This window comes from Pseudomonas kribbensis, from assembly GCF_003352185.1.
In the GTDB taxonomy this organism is placed as follows: domain Bacteria; phylum Pseudomonadota; class Gammaproteobacteria; order Pseudomonadales; family Pseudomonadaceae; genus Aquipseudomonas; species Aquipseudomonas kribbensis.
The window spans coordinates 1036710-1053468 of the sequence record NZ_CP029608.1; the positions used below are offsets into that span (position 1 = coordinate 1036710).

Genomic DNA, 16759 nt, shown 5'->3' on the forward strand with positions numbered 1-16759 from the left:
GGGTCGGGGCCGCTAAAAAAGCCACTCTTGTTTTGGTTCTCATTATCATCTAATAATAAATCTCATTATCGGATGAGCCCAGGATCATGAGTTCTGCCTTGCACGAGCAGCCGTACCTCGAAAGCTGGCGCTGGATGAGTCGCCAGATCCGTTGCGCCATGGATCCCGACGAACCGCGTCTGATTGAACACTACCTGGCCGAAGGCCGGTATCTCGCCTGTTGCACGGCGACCTCGCCCTGGACCGTCGCTGAAACCTCTTTCCGTCTGCTGCTCGACACGGCCACCGACATCGCGTTGCCGTGGCACTGGCGCAGCCTCTGTCTCGATCAGGCCTGGCGCCCGTTGCGTGAAATGGAACGCCTGTCGCTGTGCAAATGCCGGCTCAAACGCTGGCAAAGCTACACCTGGGGGCTCGCCACCTGCGAGTTGCAACCCTCCATTCCTCTTATTGAACTGGTGCAAGGATTTTCAGATGACCAAGACACGTATTGAGCGCGACAGCATGGGCGAACTGCAGGTGCCGGTGGACGCTCTCTACGGCGCGCAGACCCAGCGCGCAGTGGATAACTTCCCGATCAGCGGCAAGCCGATGCCGACCCAGTTCATCCGCGCGCTGATCCTGGCAAAAGCCGCTGCCGCCCGGGCCAACGTCGAACTCAATCAGCTCAGCGCCGCGCAAGGCAAGGCCATCAGCGACGCGGCCCAAGGGCTGCTTGAAGGCGATTTCATGCAGCATTTCCCGGTGGATATCTTCCAGACCGGTTCCGGCACCAGCTCCAACATGAACGCCAACGAAGTGATCGCCACCCTGGCCAGCCGCTTGCTCGACGAGCCAGTGAATGCCAACGATCACGTCAACTGCGGGCAGAGCAGCAACGACATCATCCCGACCACCATCCACGTCAGCGCCGCGCTGGCCCTGCACGAACAACTGCTGCCGGCGCTGCTGCATCTGGTGCAAGTCATCGAGCGCAAGGCCGAGCAGGTGCATCACCATGTCAAAACCGGCCGTACTCACTTGATGGACGCCATGCCGGTGCGCATGAGCCAGGTACTCAACGGTTGGGCGCGGCAGCTCAAGGCCAATATCGGTCATCTGCAGGACTTGTTGCCAAGCCTGCAATCCCTGGCCCAAGGCGGCACGGCGGTCGGCACCGGGATCAATGCGCATCCGGAATTCGCTGCGCGTTTCAGCCGCCAGCTCAGTCAGTTGACCAACGTTCAGTTCACGCCGGGCAAGAATCTGTTCGCCCTGATCGGTTCGCAGGACACCGCCGTGGCCGTGTCGGGCCAGCTCAAGGCTACCGCCGTGTCATTGATGAAAGTCGCCAACGACCTGCGCTGGATGAACTCCGGCCCGCTCGCCGGCCTTGGCGAAATCGAACTGGAGGGCCTGCAACCGGGTTCGTCGATCATGCCGGGCAAGGTCAATCCGGTGATTCCGGAAGCTACCGCGATGGTTGCCGCGCAAGTGATCGGCAATGACTCGGTGATCACCATTGCCGGTCAGTCGGGCAATTTCGAACTGAACGTGATGCTGCCGATCATCGCCCAGAACCTGTTGAGCAGCATCGAGTTGCTGGCCAACTCCAGCCGTCTGCTGGCTGACAAGGCGATTGCCAGCTTCAAGGTCAACGAATCGCGGCTCAAGGAAGCGCTGTCGCGCAACCCGATTCTGGTCACCGCGCTCAACCCGATCATCGGTTACCAGAAGGCCGCCGAAATCGCCAAGCAAGCCTACAAACAGGGCCGTCCGGTGATCGACGTCGCGCTGGAACACACCGATCTGTCGCGCAGCCAGCTGGAAGAGTTGCTCAATCCCGAGAAACTCACCGCCGGCGGCGTGTAAACACCGCAACCGCTTTGGAGGCTCATCATGGAGCACTGGAAACGTACGATCGAACGGGCCAATCGCTGCTTCATGCTGGGCGAGTTGATCGACGCCCGCGAGGCTTATCTGCAGGCCCTCGCTTTGGCGCAAGTGCTGTTCGAGCGCTGGGCCGATGCCGACGAAGCGGTGGCGGCCTGCGTCATTTCCCATCACAACCTCGCCGATCTGCATCTGCGTCTGAACCAGCCGGAGGAGAGCGCCGAATACCTGTGCGCGATCCATCAACGCCTGTTGCAGACCATGCAGGACGAGCGCCTGCGCCCGGCCCTGCGCGAAGCCGCGCTGCGCCAGAGCAGCAAGACCTATGTCGAACTGCTCAATTTCATCAGCGAACACGGCGAATACCCGCGCACCCAGCGCTTGCTGCACCCGGATACCGGCAATGCGCGCCGCGCCCCAGCCCAACATCACCACGGAGTCCACTGAAATGGCTTTTACCCTGCCGGCCCTGCCTTACGCCTATGACGCACTGGAACCGCACATCGATGCGCAGACCATGGAGATTCACTACACCAAGCATCACCAGACCTACATCAACAACCTGAACGCCGCGGTCGAGGGCACGGAATACGCCGAGTGGCCGGTGGAAAAACTCGTCGCCAGCGTCCAGCAGCTGCCGGAAAAGCTGCGCGCGGCGGTGATCAATCAGGGCGGCGGTCACGCCAACCATTCGCTGTTCTGGGAAGTGATGGTGCCTGGCGGTGGCGGCAAACCGGATGGTTCTCTGGCCAAGGCGATCGATGAGCAACTGGGCGGCCTCGACAACTTCAAGGAAGCCTTCACCAAGGCTGCGCTGACCCGCTTCGGCAGCGGCTGGGCCTGGCTCAGTGTCACCCCGGACAAGAAACTGGTGGTGGAAAGCAGCGGTAACCAGGACAGCCCGCTGATGAACGGCAATACGCCGATTCTCGGACTCGACGTGTGGGAGCACGCCTACTACCTGCGTTATCAGAACCGCCGCCCGGAATACATCAGCGCGTTCTACAACGTGATCAACTGGCCTGAAGTCGCTGCGCGTTATCAGGCTGCACTGGTTTAAGTCTCCTATAAAAACAATCCAGGGCTGACTATGGGCACTGAAACACTGGCGATCGGAAGCGGACGAATGTTTCGTTACGCATTCGGGTCGCTGCTGCTATTGGCGGGCATGACCTTGCTGGTGGCTCACGGACTGGAATGGCTGAACCTGGAGCCGAAACTGTCCCGGGCATTGCAGGGCGGTGCGATCTGCGCGCTCGGCACGGCGCTTGGGGCCGTTCCGGTGCTGGTGATTCGCAATATGCCGCAGGCGCTGGGCGACACGCTGCTGGGTTTTGGTGCCGGCGTGATGCTGGCGGCGACCGCGTTTTCGTTGATCGTGCCGGGGATTGCCGCCGCCGAAAGCCTTGGGCTGAGTCCTTGGGGCGCCAGTGGCCTGATCTGTTTCGGCATCATGCTCGGTGCTTTCGCGCTGTATCTGGTCGACCGCAGGTTGTCCGGCGCTTCACCGGAAATGCTCATCGGCACCGTCGAGCATCCGGTTATTCCGCCGCGAATCTGGCTGTTCGTGTTTGCCATCATTGCCCATAACATTCCGGAAGGCATGGCCGTCGGCGTCTCTGCGGGGGGCGGCATGCCGGACGCTGACAGCCTGGCGATGGGGATCGCCTTGCAGGATGTGCCGGAAGGGCTGGTGATTGCGCTGGTGCTGGCCGGGGCGGGGATGTCGCGGGTCAGGGCGTTTCTGATCGGGGCGGCGTCAGGTCTGGTCGAACCGGTGTTCGCGCTGCTGTGTGCGTGGCTGGTCAGTCTGGCGGAATTGTTGTTGCCCCTCGGATTGGCGCTGGCGGCCGGGGCGATGTTGCTGGTGGTGACACACGAAGTGATCCCGGAATCGCGACGCAATGGTCACGACAAGCTGGCGAGCCTGGGATTATTGATCGGCTTCTGCCTGATGATGGTGATGGATACCGCGCTGGGATAAGCGTGGCGAGAGGCGCATCTCTCGCCACAAAGGACTTTCAACCGCCTTCGTCGAAGTAGTTGTTGATCAGTGCCACCAGAGCATCCATGGCTTCCTGTTCCTGATGGCCTTCGGTGCTCAGGTGGATCTTTGTGCCCTTGCCGGCAGCGAGCATCATCATCGCCATGATGCTTTTGCCATCTACCGTGGTTTCCGGGGTGCGACCCACTCTGATCGTGCAGTCGGGATACTGACCCGCCACGCCCACGAACTTTGCCGACGCCCGGGCATGCAGGCCCAGCTTGTTGATGATTTCGATTTCCAGAGCAGGCATCGCGGTGTGAATCCTTTAGCTGAGGTCGCGGTGGCGAACCTGGACGTTCTTCAGGGTTTTCTGCAAGGCCTGACCGAGGCGTTCGGTCAGGTAGACGGAACGGTGATGTCCGCCGGTGCAGCCAATGGCAATGGTCACGTAGGCACGATTGCTCGCAGCGAAGCGCGGCAACCACTTGAACAGATACGCATAGATGTCCTGGAACATCTCTTCGACTTCCGGCTGTGCCGCCAGGTACTCGGCTACCGGCTCATCGAGCCCGGATTGCGCACGTAATTCCGGTTTCCAGTACGGGTTGGGCAGGCAGCGTACATCGAACACCAGGTCCGCATCCACCGGCATGCCGCGTTTGAAACCGAACGACTCCACCAGAAACGCCGTACCGGGCTCCGGCTGGTTCAACAGCCGCAGCTTGATGGTGTCGCGCAACTGGTACAGGTTCAGATTGGTGGTATTGACCTTCAGGTCGGCCAGATCGGCGATCGGGCCCAGCAGGGCCGTTTCATCGTTGATGGCTTCAGCCAGCGAGCGGTTGGCACTGCTCAGCGGGTGACGGCGACGGGTTTCCGAGAAGCGCTTGAGCAGGGTCTCTTCATCGGCATCCAGATACAGAACGTCGCATTGGATGTGCCGGTTGCGGACTTCCTCGAGCAACTCCGGAAAACGCGAAAGGTGGCTTGGCAGGTTGCGCGCATCGATCGATACCGCGACCAGTGGCTGAGACAGTTCCGTATGAATCAGTGCGCGTTCCGCCAGTTCCGGCAGCAGGCCCGCCGGCAGATTGTCGATGCAGTAGTAGCCGTTGTCCTCAAGGACATCCAGGGCCGTGCTTTTGCCCGAGCCGGAGCGGCCACTGACGATGATCAAGCGCATGTTTAGTGCCCGTTTTGCTCGTCCAGGACAACCTGATACAAGGCTTCGTTGGTGGTGGCGCGACGCAGCTTTTCGCGTACTTCCTTGCGATCGAGCATGCTGGCGATCTGGCGCAGCAGTTCCAGGTGTGCATCGGTGGCAGCTTCCGGGACCAGCAGCACGAACAGCAGGTCCACCGGTGCGCCATCGATGGCATCGAAATCGATAGGTGCTTCAAGGTGCATCAAGGCACTGATGGGCGATTCACAGCCCTTGAGGCGGCAATGGGGGATGGCGATGCCGTTGCCAAAACCGGTCGAACCGAGTTTTTCACGGGCAATCAGCGCCTCGAAGACATCTTGCATCTCCAGATCCGGTTTCTCCCGGGCGATCAGGTTGGCAATTTGTTCGAGGGCTTTCTTTTTACTGCCGCCCGGCACGTTCACCAGGGAACGGCCGGGGGTCAGGATGCTTTCAAGTCGGATCATGGGGGTGGGGGTTATCGACCGGTAGCGCCCTGAAGCAGGCTCTGGGTCTTTTCCTTATGCTTTTTGAGTTGTTTATCAAGCTTGTCGGTCAGCGCGTCGATCGCTGCGTACATGTCGGTATGTTCCGCGTTTGCGACGACCTCGTTGCCGGGAATATGCAGCGTGGCTTCGATTTTCTGCTTCAGCTTTTCGACGCACATCGTGACTTGCACGTTGGTGATCTTGTCGAAATGTCCCTCAAGCCTCTTGAGCTTCTGCTCAACGTATTCACGGAGAGGTTGGGTAACTTCCAGTTGGTGTCCACTGATGTTGACTTGCATACAGCTTCTCCTTCGTTGCCAGTGCATAAAGCGGCAGGCCGAAGAGCCTGCCACTGGAACGCTGTAACGTGGCTTACATCAACCGCTTGCGTTCGCTCGAAGGCGCGATCCCGAGGGATTCGCGGTACTTGGCGACGGTGCGGCGAGCCACCTGAATGCCTTGTGCCTCCAGTAAACCAGCGATCTTGCTGTCACTCAACGGCTTTTTCTGATTTTCCGCGGCGACCAGTTTCTTGATGATCGCGCGGATCGCCGTGGACGAGCATTCGCCGCCTTCGGAGGTGCTGACGTGGCTGGAGAAAAAGTATTTCAGTTCATATATGCCCCGGGGGGTATGCATGAATTTCTGCGTGGTCACCCGGGAAATCGTCGACTCGTGCATGCCGACTGCCTCGGCGATGTCATGCAGCACGAGTGGCTTCATCGCTTCGTCGCCGTATTCCAGGAAGCCGCGCTGATGCTCGACGATCTGGGTGGCAACCTTCATCAGGGTTTCGTTGCGGCTCTGCAGGCTCTTGATGAACCAGCGGGCTTCCTGCAACTGGTTGCGCATGAAGGTATTGTCGGCGCTGGTGTCGGCGCGACGGACGAAACCGGCGTATTGAGCGTTGACCCGCAGACGCGGAACCGATTCCTGGTTCAGCTCGACCAGCCAGCGCTCGTTGTCCTTGCGCACAATGACGTCAGGCACCACGTATTCGGCTTCGGTGGATTCGATCTGCGAGCCGGGGCGCGGGTTGAGGCTCTGGACCAGTTCGATGACCTGGCGCAGTTCATCTTCCTTGAGCTTCATGCGGCGCATCAGCTGGCTGTAGTCGCGGCTGCCGAGCAGGTCGATGTAATCGGTGACCAGTCGCTTGGCTTCGGCCAGCCAAGGGGTCTTGGCTGACAGCTGGCGCAATTGCAGCAGCAGGCATTCGCCCAGGTTGCGTGCGCCAATGCCGGCGGGTTCGAATTGCTGGATGCGGTGCAGGACGGCTTCGATCTCGTCCAGCTCGATGTCGAGCTCCGGATCGAAGGCGTCGAGGATTTCTTCGAGGGTTTCGTCGAGGTAGCCCTGATTGTTGATGCAATCGATCAGGGTCACGGCGATCAGGCGATCGGTGTCGGACATCGGCGCCAGGTTCAGCTGCCACAGCAGGTGGCTTTGCAGGCTCTCGCCGGCGGAGGTACGGGTGGTGAAATCCCACTCGTCGTCATCGCTGCTCGGCAGGCTGCTGGCGCTGGTCTGGTAGACGTCTTCCCAGGCGGTGTCGACAGGCAGTTCGTTGGGGATTCGCTCGTTCCATTCGCCGTCCTCGAGATTGTCGACCGTCGGCGCGGTTTCCTGGTAGGAAGGTTCCTGGATCTCGGTATTGGGCTTCTGTTCGGCGTTGTCGGCCAGCGGGTCTGAATTGTCGAAGTCGTCGCCGTCTTCCTGGCGTTCGAGCATCGGGTTGGATTCCAGAGCCTCCTGGATTTCCTGTTGCAGATCCAGGGTCGACAATTGGAGCAGGCGGATGGCCTGTTGCAGCTGCGGTGTCATCGTCAGCTGCTGGCCCATTCTCAAGACTAGCGATGGTTTCATGGCAGGGGCTTAACACCTTATTCGCCGGCGCTATGCGCCATCCACTACAGGGCGCCGAGGCGCCAAACTTAAGCAAATTATATGCCTGAAACTGTCGTGTTTGCCTAGAGCGCTGTAACAATAAAAGCGTATAAAAATGCGCTTCAACGTTACAGCACCCGGACGGCTGGTCGAATGCTGTCGCGCTTACAGGCGGAACTCGTGACCCAGATACACTTCCTTCACCAGATCGTTGGCGAGGATGGTCGCGGAGTCGCCTTCGGCGATCAGCTGGCCGTCATTGACGATGTAGGCCGTTTCGCAGATATCCAGCGTCTCGCGGACGTTGTGGTCGGTGATCAGTACACCGATGCCCTTGGCCTTGAGGTGGTGGATGATCTGCTTGATGTCGCCCACGGAGATCGGGTCAACACCGGCGAACGGTTCGTCGAGCAGGATGAATTTCGGTGCGGTGGCCAGTGCGCGGGCGATTTCCACCCGGCGACGCTCGCCACCGGACAGGCTCATGCCGAGGTTGTCGCGGATATGGCTGATGTGGAATTCCTGCAGCAGGCTTTCCAGCTCCTTGCGACGGCCGGCCTTGTCGAGCTCCTGGCGGGTCTCGAGGATGGCCATGATGTTGTCGGCCACCGACAGCTTGCGAAAGATCGAGGCTTCCTGCGGCAGATAGCCGATACCGGCCTTGGCGCGGCCGTGCATCGGCTGGTGGCTGACGTCCAGATCGTCGATCAGGACGCGGCCCTGATCGGCCTGCACCAGGCCGACGATCATGTAGAAGCAGGTGGTCTTGCCGGCGCCGTTGGGGCCAAGCAGGCCCACGATCTGACCGCTGTCGATCGACAGGCTGACATCGCGCACGACCTGGCGGCTTTTATAGGCCTTGGCCAGGTGCTGAGCTTTCAGGGTTGCCATTACTGGGTTTTCTCGTCGGTTTTCTTCTTCGGCTGGATCACCATGTCGATGCGCGGACGCGCTTCGGTGACCTTGTTGCCGGTAGCGCGACCGGCGCTGGCGAGTTTTTTCACCGTGTCATAGACGATCTTCTCGCCCTGAGTGGTGTTGTTGTCCTTGTCGACGACCTTGGCCTTGTCGATCAGTACGACGCGGTTCTGCTGCGCGTGGTACTGAATGGTCACGCCCCAGCCCTGGACAGGTTTCTTGTCGCCAGCGGTCTGCAGTTGTTCGAAATAGGCCAGGTTGCCTACCGAAGTCACCACGTCGATCTCGCCGGCCGGGTTGCGTGTCAGCGTTACGGTGTCGCCTTTGACGATCATCGAGCCCTGGGTGATGATCACGGCGCCCTTGTAAGTGGCAACGCCATTTTTGTCGTCCAGCTGGGCATCGTCGGCCTGAATGCGGATTGGCTGCTCCTGATCGTTCGGCAGAGCCCAGGCGCTCACGCTTCCCAGTGCTGCGCCCAGACTGAGCAAAATAGGGAGGGTTTTAACGAGCCTCATACTGTCCTCTTACGTTCGATAGCAGGTGTATCCTGCTTTCCTTCAAATACGCTTTCATTCCCACGCCGGTCGATACACCGCCAGCGCCGTCGATTCTAACGGGTTGCTGGGTCTGCGCATATTGCTGCTGAGGGAACACCGTCATTCGGGTGCTGGTGATCAGGGTGTCGCGGTTCTTTTCGTCGGTGCGCTTGACGCGAACCGAGTCGATCAGTTCGACCTCGGTGCCACCGGAATTCACCTCGCCACGTTCACTGGTCACGTGCCAAGGGAAGTCGGTGCCGCGAAACATGTTCAGGTCGGGCTTGGTGACCAGTGTAATGTCGGTCGCCTTGACGTGCTCGGCCTTGTCGGAGGTCATTTCGTACTGCACCTTGCCATCTTCCAGGTATTGCAAGGTGTGGGTGTTGGTCGCGTACCAGTCGATCGGGCTCTCTTCTGCCGAGACAGGAGGCTTGTCGAGGAAGCGTTCCGGGCTGATGTTCCAGTAGCCGACCGCGCCGAAAATGGCGGCGATGCAACCGAACAGCAGGATGTTGCGAAACTTTTTGCTAAACATGGTTTGACTCACAGGTACGCGTTGTTGGCGGCATCGAGGCTACCCTGGGCGCGCAGGATCAGTTCGCAGAATTCACGGGCGGCACCCTCGCCACCACGGGCCTGGGTAACGCCATGGGCATGCTCGCGCACAAAGGGGGCCGCGTTGGCCACCGCCATGCCAAGTCCCACCCGGCGGATCACCGGCAGGTCGGGCAGGTCGTCACCGAGATAGGCGACCTGCTCATAGCTTAGGCCCAGTTGCTCAAGCAGGCCGTCGAGAACGACGAGTTTGTCTTCACGGCCCTGAAACAGGTGCGGAATACCGAGGTTTTTTGCCCGACGCTCGACCACCGGGGTCTTGCGACCGCTGATGATGGCGGTCTGTACGCCCGCGTTCATCAGCATCTTGATGCCCTGGCCGTCGAGGGTATTGAAAGTCTTGAACTCGCTGCCGTCTTCAAGGAAGTACAGGCGTCCGTCCGTGAGGACGCCGTCGACGTCGAAAACCGCCAGTTTGATGGCTTTGCCGCGCTGCAGCAGATCGGTGCTCATTTACATCACTCCTGCGCGCAGCAGGTCGGAGAGGTTGAAGGCGCCGATCGGGCGATCGTCCTCATCCACGACGACAAGCGCGTTGATTCGATGGTCTTCCATGATTTTCAGGGCCTCGGCGGCGAGCATCTCGGCACGAGCGGTCTTGCCATGCACGGTCATCACCTGATCGATGGTCGCGCTGTGGATATCGATGCTGCGATCCAGTGTGCGGCGCAGGTCGCCGTCGGTGAAGATCCCGGCAAGCTTGCCATCGGCTTCGAGAATGACGGTCATGCCCAGACCCTTGCGGGTCATTTCCATCAGTGCGTCCTTGAGCAGGGTGCCGCGTTGTACCTGCGGCAGCTCTTGACCGGCGTGCATGACGTTTTCCACTTTCAGCAGCAAGCGCCGGCCGAGTGCGCCACCCGGGTGGGAAAAGGCGAAATCTTCGGCGGTGAAGCCGCGGGCTTCCAGCAGCGCCACGGCCAGGGCGTCGCCCATGACCAGTGCGGCAGTGGTCGAGGAGGTTGGCGCCAGGTTCAGCGGGCAGGCTTCGTGCTCGACGTGAACGTTGAGATTGACCTCTGCCGCTTTTGCCAGAGGCGATTGCGGGTTGCCGGTCACGCTGATCAACTGGATGCCCAGGCGCTTGATCAACGGCAGCAGGGTGACAATTTCGTTGGTGGAGCCGGAATTCGACAGGGCCAGGATCACGTCGTCACGGGTGATCATGCCCATGTCGCCATGACTGGCTTCGGCCGGGTGTACGAAAAACGCCGGGGTGCCGGTGCTGGCCAGGGTCGCGGCAATCTTGTTGCCGATGTGCCCGGACTTGCCCATGCCGACCACCACTACACGGCCCTTGCTGGCCAGAATCATCTCGCAAGCGCGTACGAAATCGGCGTCGATATGGGGCAACAAGCCTTGTACGGCTTCCACTTCGAGGCGGATGGTGCGTTGTGCCGATTGAATCAGGTCGCTGGTTTGGCTCATGTCAGAAATCGTATAGCCCGATGAAAAGGCGGCGATTATAGCGGTTATGTTGAAAAGCCTCACGCAAGTTCGTCGTGCTTTGTCATTCCCGGTTACTAAAACCCTTTTATAGAAGCCTCGGGCCTGTCATATCGCTGAACGTGGCCGGGGAGAGGCCTTGGGCGCTTGCCCTTTGCAGTGATATAGTTCGCCGCCAGTTCGGCCTGCCCGGGATGTAGGGGCTTTCTCCAGAAAGCCAGGCGTCCGAGTGAGAGGCTGCATCGCAAGGAGTTTAGATGAGTGCCGATAACGCCTACGCGGTCGAGCTGAAGGGAGTCTCCTTCAAGCGCGGTGCGCGGAGCATTTTCAATAACGTCGATATCCGCATCCCGCGCGGCAAGGTCACCGGCATCATGGGGCCTTCCGGGTGTGGCAAGACCACGCTGCTGCGCCTGATGGGTGCCCAGTTGCGGCCATCGCAGGGCGAGGTCTGGGTCAATGGCCAGAACCTGCCGAAGCTGTCGCGCAGCGATCTGTTCGATGCGCGCAAGCACATGGGCGTGCTGTTTCAGAGCGGCGCGCTGTTCACCGATCTCGATGTGTTCGAGAACGTCGCCTTTCCCCTGCGCGTTCATACCCAGCTGCCGGAAGAGATGATCCGCGACATCGTGCTGCTGAAATTGCAGGCGGTCGGTCTGCGGGGCGCCATCGAGCTGATGCCCGATGAACTGTCCGGCGGCATGAAACGCCGCGTGGCTCTGGCCCGGGCGATTGCGCTCGATCCGCAGATTCTCATGTATGACGAACCGTTCGTCGGCCAGGACCCGATCGCCATGGGCGTTCTGGTGCGCCTGATCCGTCTGCTCAACGATGCGTTGGGGATCACCAGTATCGTGGTTTCCCACGATCTCGCCGAAACCGCGAGCATTGCCGATTACATCTATGTGGTGGGCGATGGTCAGGTGCTGGGGCAGGGTACGCCGGACGAGTTGATGAACTCGGATGAGCCGCGTATCCGTCAGTTCATGACCGGCGATCCCGATGGTCCGGTTCCGTATCACTTTCCAGCGACGGATTACCGCGCAGATCTTCTGGGGAAACGTTGATGCGCAGAATCTCATTAATAGAACGCGTACGCCGGTTCGGCGAATCGGCTATCGATGCCGTCGCGGTATTCGGACGGGCGACGCTGTTCCTGTTTCATGCCCTGCTGGGGCGTGGTGGCATAGGCGGCGGTTTCGGCCTGCTGGTCAAGCAACTGCATTCGGTCGGTGTGATGTCGCTGGTGATCATTGTGGTCTCCGGGATTTTCATCGGCATGGTGCTGGCGCTGCAGGGGTTCAACATCCTGTCGAGCTATGGCTCGGAGCAGGCGGTGGGGCAGATGGTTGCCTTGACCTTGCTGCGTGAGCTGGGCCCGGTGGTGACGGCGCTGCTGTTCGCCGGTCGCGCCGGTTCGGCGCTGACGGCGGAAATCGGCAACATGAAGTCCACCGAGCAGTTGTCCAGCCTGGAAATGATCGGTGTCGATCCGCTCAAGTACATCATTGCTCCGCGCCTGTGGGCCGGTTTCATTTCCCTGCCGGTGCTGGCGATGATCTTCAGCGTGGTCGGCATCTGGGGCGGTTCCTGGGTCGCGGTCGACTGGCTGGGCGTCTATGAAGGCTCCTACTGGGCGAACATGCAGAACAGCGTGAATTTCTCCAGCGACGTGCTCAACGGCGTGATCAAAAGTATCGTTTTCGCCTTTGTCGTGACCTGGATTGCCGTATTCCAAGGCTATGACTGTGAGCCCACTTCCGAGGGAATCAGTCGTGCCACCACCAAGACCGTAGTATTCGCCTCGCTGGCAGTGCTCGGCCTGGACTTTATTCTGACCGCTTTGATGTTTGGAGATTTCTGATGCAAAACCGCACCCTGGAAATCGGTGTCGGCCTGTTCCTGCTGGCAGGGATCCTGGCCTTGTTGCTGCTTGCCCTGCGGGTCAGTGGCCTGTCTCCGACTTCGACCACCGATACCTACAAGCTCTATGCCTACTTCGACAATATCGCCGGTCTGACGGTCAGAGCCAAAGTGACCATGGCCGGCGTGACCATCGGCAAGGTCACGGCGATCGATCTGGACCGCGACAGCTTTACCGGCCGGGTGACCCTGCTGGTGGATAAAAAGGTCGACAACCTGCCGACCGACTCCACAGCGTCTATCCTGACCGCTGGCCTGTTGGGCGAGAAGTACATCGGCATCAGCGTGGGCGGGGAAGAAACCCGGCTCAAGGATGGTGGAACCATTCACGACACCCAGTCGTCTCTGGTGCTGGAAGACCTGATCGGTAAATTCCTGCTCAATACCGTTAGCAAAGACGCCAAATGAGGAGCTTTTGAATGATCTCTACCTTGCGACGTGGCCTGTTGGTGTTGCTTGCGACACTGCCACTGCTGGCAAACGCTGCGCCCGGGCAGTCGGCGCACGATCTGGTCCAGGACACCACCAACCGGATGCTCGCCGATCTGGCGGCCAATAAAGAGAAGTACAAGCAGGACCCGCAAGACTTCTACACCGCGCTGAATACCATCGTGGGTCCGGTGGTGGATGCCGAAGGCATTTCCAAAAGCATCATGACGGTCAAGTACTCGCGCAAGGCCACCCCGGCGCAGATGCAGACCTTCCAGGAAAACTTCAAGCGTGGCCTGTTCCAGTTCTATGGCAACGCCTTGCTGGAATACAACAACCAGGGCATCACTGTCGATGCGCCGAAGGATGAGTCGGGCGACCGCACCAGCGTCGGCATGACCGTCAAGGGCAACAACGGCGCGATCTATCCGGTTCAGTACACGCTGGAGAAGATCAACGGCGAGTGGAAGCTGCGCAACGTGATCATCAACGGCATCAACATCGGCAAGCTGTTCCGTGACCAGTTCGCCGACGCGATGCAGCGCAACGGCAACGACCTGGACAAGACCATCAACGGCTGGGCCGGCGAAGTGGCCAAGGCCAAGCAGACCGCCGAGAAACAAGAGAAGCCTGCCCAATGACCGAGTCGGCCATTCGTCTGGACGAAGCCAGTCAGCTTCAGCTCACCGGTGTGCTGGATTACCGCACCGGTCCTGGCCTTCGGGAACAGGGCCGGGCGCTGATCAAGTCGTGCAATGCCCCGGCATTGGTGATCGATTGTTCGGCAGTGGAAAAGTCCAGCAGCGTCGGCCTGTCGTTGCTGCTGTGCTTCATTCGCGATGCGAAAGCCGCCGGCAAGGCAGTCAGCATCCGCGGGATGCCGGAAGACATGCGTGAAATTGCTCAGGTCAGCGAGCTGACCGAGCTGTTGGCGCAACCCTGAACCCGCATCTATAAAGAAGCCCCCCGTCAGAGTCCTGCGCAGCGGGGTTCGCAGGCGCGGGGCTTTTTTGTATGATGTCCGACCCGTGCGCACAGGGCGCCGATTGAGGTTGAGCATGCAGGCCGTAGAAGTGAAAAGCTTCCTTGAAGCAAATCTGCCCGGAACCCGGGTGGAAGTTGAAGGCGAAGGCTGCAACTTTCAGCTGAACGTGATTAGCGATGAACTGGCGGCGTTGAGCCCGGTCAAGCGTCAGCAAAGCATCTATGCCCATTTGAACCCATGGATCGCCGATGGCAGCATCCACGCGGTCACTATGAAATTTTTCAGCAGCGCGGCCTGGGCCGAGCGCACCTGAGCCCTAGGGCGTCGAGATTGTTATGGATAAATTGATTATTACCGGTGGCGCTCGTCTTGATGGCGAGATCCGCATTTCCGGGGCGAAGAACTCCGCCCTGCCGATCCTGGCCGCCACCTTGCTGTGCGATGGCCCGGTGACCGTCGGCAACCTGCCGCACCTGCACGACATCACCACCATGATCGAGCTGTTCGGTCGCATGGGCATCGAGCCTGTGATCGACGAGAAGCTCAGCGTCGAAATCGACCCGCGCACCATCAAGACCCTGGTCGCCCCGTACGAGCTGGTAAAAACCATGCGTGCGTCGATCCTGGTGCTTGGCCCGATGGTCGCCCGTTTCGGTGAAGCCGAAGTCGCCCTGCCTGGCGGTTGCGCCATCGGCTCGCGTCCGGTTGACCTGCACATCCGCGGCCTCGAAGCCATGGGTGCGATCATCGACGTCGAAGGCGGCTACATCAAGGCCAAGGCGCCTGAAGGCGGCCTGCGCGGTGCGCACTTCTTCTTCGATACCGTCAGCGTGACCGGTACCGAGAACATCATGATGGCCGCTGCTCTGGCCAAGGGCCGCAGCGTGCTGCAGAACGCCGCCCGCGAGCCTGAAGTGGTCGACCTGGCGAACTTCCTGAACGCCATGGGTGCCAAGGTATCCGGCGCCGGTACCGACACCATCACCATCGATGGCGTCGAGCGTCTGGGTTCGGCTTTCTACAAGGTCATGCCTGACCGTATCGAAACCGGCACCTACCTGGTGGCCGCTGCGGTCACCGGCGGTCGCGTGAAGGTCAAGGACACTGATCCGACCATCCTCGAAGCGGTTCTGGAAAAGCTCCGTGAAGCCGGTGCAGAAATCACCACCGGTGAAGACTGGATCGAGCTGAACATGCACGGCAAGCGCCCGAAAGCGGTCAACGTGCGCACCGCGCCGTACCCGGCGTTCCCGACCGACATGCAGGCGCAGTTCATCTCGCTCAACGCCATTGCCGAAGGCACCGGTGCCGTGATCGAGACGATCTTCGAAAACCGTTTCATGCACGTCTACGAACTGCACCGCATGGGCGCCAAGATCCAGGTCGAAGGCAACACCGCCATCGTCACCGGCACTGAAATCCTCAAGGGCGCGCCAGTGATGGCGACCGACCTGCGGGCTTCTGCCAGCCTGGTGATTTCGGCCCTGATGGCCGAAGGCGATACCCTGATCGACCGCATCTACCACATCGACCGTGGTTACGAGTGCATCGAGGAAAAACTGCAGATGCTGGGCGCCAAAATTCGTCGCGTTCCGGGCTAGTCGCTGCATTGGGACACAGGGAAGTGTCCGTTGAATTCGTTTCGATCGGGGGTGGTGACGCCCTCGATGTATGTCCGGCGCCGATTGCGACCGGGCATGAGTACCTTGATAAGGACTGACGTTTCCCATGTTGACCATCGCACTGTCCAAGGGCCGCATCCTTGACGACACCCTGCCGCTTCTCGCCGAAGCGGGCATCGTGCCGACCGAGAATCCGGACAAAAGCCGCAAGCTGATCATTCCCACGACCCAGGAAGACGTTCGCCTGTTGATCGTGCGCGCCACCGACGTGCCGACCTATGTCGAGCATGGCGCGGCCGACCTCGGCGTTGCCGGTAAAGACGTGCTGATGGAATACACGGGTCAAGGCCTGTACGAGCCGCTGGACCTGCAGATTGCCCAGTGCAAGCTGATGACCGCCGGCAAGGTCGGTGCCGTCGAGCCCAAGGGCCGCCTGCGCGTCGCCACCAAGTTCGTCAACGTCGCCAAGCGTTACTACGCCGAGCAGGGCCGTCAGGTCGACATCATCAAGCTGTATGGCTCGATGGAACTGGCGCCACTGATCGGTCTGGCCGACAAGATCATCGACGTGGTCGACACCGGCAACACCCTGCGTGCCAACGGTCTCGAACCCCAGGAACTGATCGCCACGATCAGCTCGCGTCTGGTGGTCAATAAAGCTTCGATGAAAATGCAACACGCCCGAATCCAGGCGTTGATCGACACACTGCGCAAGGCAGTGGAGTCTCGACACCGCGGCTGATGTACCTGCGCGACGTTGAGTCGCGCCCGTCTATCCGCCTCATAGCCAGAATCTCAGGTGCCCAAGCGGAAACGACTGCTAAGTTAGGGCGCCTGAGTTTTTGCCATTCCTATGAGGCTC

General features: G+C 60.2%; 23 protein-coding genes. 13 read left to right on the forward strand and 10 right to left on the reverse strand.

Annotated elements, in window-relative coordinates:
* Nucleotides 1–86: 86 nt before the first annotated feature.
* From DLD99_RS04640 to DLD99_RS04660, 5 genes are read left to right on the forward strand one after another with little or no spacing between them, the layout of a single operon-like run.
* Nucleotides 87–494: a FagA protein gene (locus tag DLD99_RS04640; RefSeq protein WP_114881424.1), complete on the forward strand. Its 408-nt coding sequence runs from the start codon at nucleotides 87–89 to the stop codon at nucleotides 492–494.
* The gene (locus DLD99_RS04645; protein WP_114881425.1) at nucleotides 475–1851 is read left to right on the forward strand and encodes a class II fumarate hydratase; all 1377 of its coding nucleotides are present in this window, start codon (nucleotides 475–477) and stop codon (nucleotides 1849–1851) included. Before DLD99_RS04640 ends, DLD99_RS04645 begins: the two co-directional genes overlap by 20 nt.
* Nucleotides 1852–1878: 27 nt before the next feature.
* Entirely contained in the window at nucleotides 1879–2319 is a 441-nt protein-coding gene (locus DLD99_RS04650; RefSeq protein ID WP_114881426.1) for a hypothetical protein, read from the forward strand.
* A gap of 1 nt (nucleotide 2320) precedes the next feature.
* The gene (locus DLD99_RS04655; RefSeq protein ID WP_114881427.1) at nucleotides 2321–2932 is read left to right on the forward strand and encodes a superoxide dismutase; all 612 of its coding nucleotides are present in this window, start codon (nucleotides 2321–2323) and stop codon (nucleotides 2930–2932) included.
* A 30-nt stretch (nucleotides 2933–2962) separates the two neighbouring features.
* The gene (locus tag DLD99_RS04660) at nucleotides 2963–3856 is read left to right on the forward strand and encodes a ZIP family metal transporter (RefSeq protein WP_114881428.1); all 894 of its coding nucleotides are present in this window, start codon (nucleotides 2963–2965) and stop codon (nucleotides 3854–3856) included.
* Between the two features lie 37 nt (nucleotides 3857–3893).
* Here the strand turns inward: DLD99_RS04660 and DLD99_RS04665 are convergent, their stop codons facing one another.
* The 10 genes from DLD99_RS04665 to DLD99_RS04710 all read right to left on the reverse strand — a co-directional run bounded on the left by DLD99_RS04665 (nucleotide 3894) and on the right by DLD99_RS04710 (nucleotide 10920).
* Nucleotides 3894–4169, reverse strand: a complete 276-nt coding sequence (locus tag DLD99_RS04665; RefSeq protein WP_085711786.1) for an HPr family phosphocarrier protein — start codon at nucleotides 4167–4169, stop codon at nucleotides 3894–3896.
* Nucleotides 4170–4184: 15 nt separating this feature from the next.
* Nucleotides 4185–5042: an RNase adapter RapZ gene (gene rapZ, locus DLD99_RS04670; protein ID WP_085711785.1), complete on the reverse strand. Its 858-nt coding sequence runs from the start codon at nucleotides 5040–5042 to the stop codon at nucleotides 4185–4187.
* A 2-nt stretch (nucleotides 5043–5044) separates the two neighbouring features.
* Nucleotides 5045–5509 (reverse strand): PTS IIA-like nitrogen regulatory protein PtsN, encoded by a 465-nt coding sequence (ptsN, locus tag DLD99_RS04675; protein WP_085711784.1) that lies wholly within the window; start codon nucleotides 5507–5509, stop codon nucleotides 5045–5047.
* 11 nt (nucleotides 5510–5520) lie between these two features.
* A complete protein-coding gene (gene hpf, locus DLD99_RS04680) occupies nucleotides 5521–5829 on the reverse strand; it encodes a ribosome hibernation-promoting factor, HPF/YfiA family (protein WP_007953578.1) in 309 nt (102 codons plus the stop codon).
* 73 nt (nucleotides 5830–5902) lie between these two features.
* Nucleotides 5903–7396, reverse strand: coding sequence for an RNA polymerase factor sigma-54 (locus DLD99_RS04685; RefSeq protein WP_085711783.1), 1494 nt, complete (start codon nucleotides 7394–7396; stop codon nucleotides 5903–5905).
* Between the two features lie 186 nt (nucleotides 7397–7582).
* Complete coding sequence (lptB, locus tag DLD99_RS04690) at nucleotides 7583–8308, reverse strand: LPS export ABC transporter ATP-binding protein (protein ID WP_007953572.1); 726 nt, start codon at nucleotides 8306–8308, stop codon at nucleotides 7583–7585.
* On the reverse strand, nucleotides 8308–8853 hold the full coding sequence (gene lptA / locus DLD99_RS04695) for a lipopolysaccharide transport periplasmic protein LptA (protein WP_065260850.1): 546 nt from the start codon (nucleotides 8851–8853) through the stop codon (nucleotides 8308–8310). The genes lptB and lptA overlap by 1 nt, the downstream gene beginning before the upstream one ends.
* A complete protein-coding gene (gene lptC / locus DLD99_RS04700; protein WP_114881429.1) occupies nucleotides 8840–9412 on the reverse strand; it encodes an LPS export ABC transporter periplasmic protein LptC in 573 nt (190 codons plus the stop codon). Before lptC ends, lptA begins: the two co-directional genes overlap by 14 nt.
* A gap of 8 nt (nucleotides 9413–9420) precedes the next feature.
* Nucleotides 9421–9945: a KdsC family phosphatase gene (locus DLD99_RS04705; protein WP_039769294.1), complete on the reverse strand. Its 525-nt coding sequence runs from the start codon at nucleotides 9943–9945 to the stop codon at nucleotides 9421–9423.
* Complete coding sequence (locus tag DLD99_RS04710) at nucleotides 9946–10920, reverse strand: KpsF/GutQ family sugar-phosphate isomerase (protein WP_085711780.1); 975 nt, start codon at nucleotides 10918–10920, stop codon at nucleotides 9946–9948.
* Nucleotides 10921–11195: 275 nt separating this feature from the next.
* Between DLD99_RS04710 and DLD99_RS04715 the strand changes: the two genes are divergently transcribed.
* The 8 genes from DLD99_RS04715 to hisG all read left to right on the forward strand — a co-directional run bounded on the left by DLD99_RS04715 (nucleotide 11196) and on the right by hisG (nucleotide 16639).
* The gene (locus DLD99_RS04715; RefSeq protein WP_085711779.1) at nucleotides 11196–12005 is read left to right on the forward strand and encodes an ATP-binding cassette domain-containing protein; all 810 of its coding nucleotides are present in this window, start codon (nucleotides 11196–11198) and stop codon (nucleotides 12003–12005) included.
* Nucleotides 12005–12802: a lipid asymmetry maintenance ABC transporter permease subunit MlaE gene (mlaE, locus tag DLD99_RS04720; RefSeq protein ID WP_114881430.1), complete on the forward strand. Its 798-nt coding sequence runs from the start codon at nucleotides 12005–12007 to the stop codon at nucleotides 12800–12802. The genes DLD99_RS04715 and mlaE overlap by 1 nt, the downstream gene beginning before the upstream one ends.
* On the forward strand, nucleotides 12802–13269 hold the full coding sequence (mlaD, locus tag DLD99_RS04725) for an outer membrane lipid asymmetry maintenance protein MlaD (protein WP_085711777.1): 468 nt from the start codon (nucleotides 12802–12804) through the stop codon (nucleotides 13267–13269). Before mlaE ends, mlaD begins: the two co-directional genes overlap by 1 nt.
* Before the next feature lie 11 nt (nucleotides 13270–13280).
* Nucleotides 13281–13931 (forward strand): MlaC/ttg2D family ABC transporter substrate-binding protein, encoded by a 651-nt coding sequence (locus DLD99_RS04730; protein ID WP_085711776.1) that lies wholly within the window; start codon nucleotides 13281–13283, stop codon nucleotides 13929–13931.
* A complete protein-coding gene (locus tag DLD99_RS04735) occupies nucleotides 13928–14233 on the forward strand; it encodes an STAS domain-containing protein (RefSeq protein ID WP_085711775.1) in 306 nt (101 codons plus the stop codon). The genes DLD99_RS04730 and DLD99_RS04735 overlap by 4 nt, the downstream gene beginning before the upstream one ends.
* A 115-nt stretch (nucleotides 14234–14348) precedes the next feature.
* The gene (locus DLD99_RS04740) at nucleotides 14349–14588 is read left to right on the forward strand and encodes a BolA family protein (RefSeq protein ID WP_096818978.1); all 240 of its coding nucleotides are present in this window, start codon (nucleotides 14349–14351) and stop codon (nucleotides 14586–14588) included.
* A gap of 22 nt (nucleotides 14589–14610) precedes the next feature.
* A complete protein-coding gene (gene murA / locus DLD99_RS04745) occupies nucleotides 14611–15876 on the forward strand; it encodes a UDP-N-acetylglucosamine 1-carboxyvinyltransferase (protein ID WP_114881431.1) in 1266 nt (421 codons plus the stop codon).
* A 127-nt stretch (nucleotides 15877–16003) separates the two neighbouring features.
* Nucleotides 16004–16639 carry an ATP phosphoribosyltransferase gene (gene hisG / locus DLD99_RS04750; RefSeq protein WP_007953554.1) on the forward strand — a complete coding sequence of 212 codons (636 nt, stop codon included), beginning with the start codon at nucleotides 16004–16006 and terminating at the stop codon, nucleotides 16637–16639.
* Nucleotides 16640–16759: the final 120 nt, after the last annotated feature.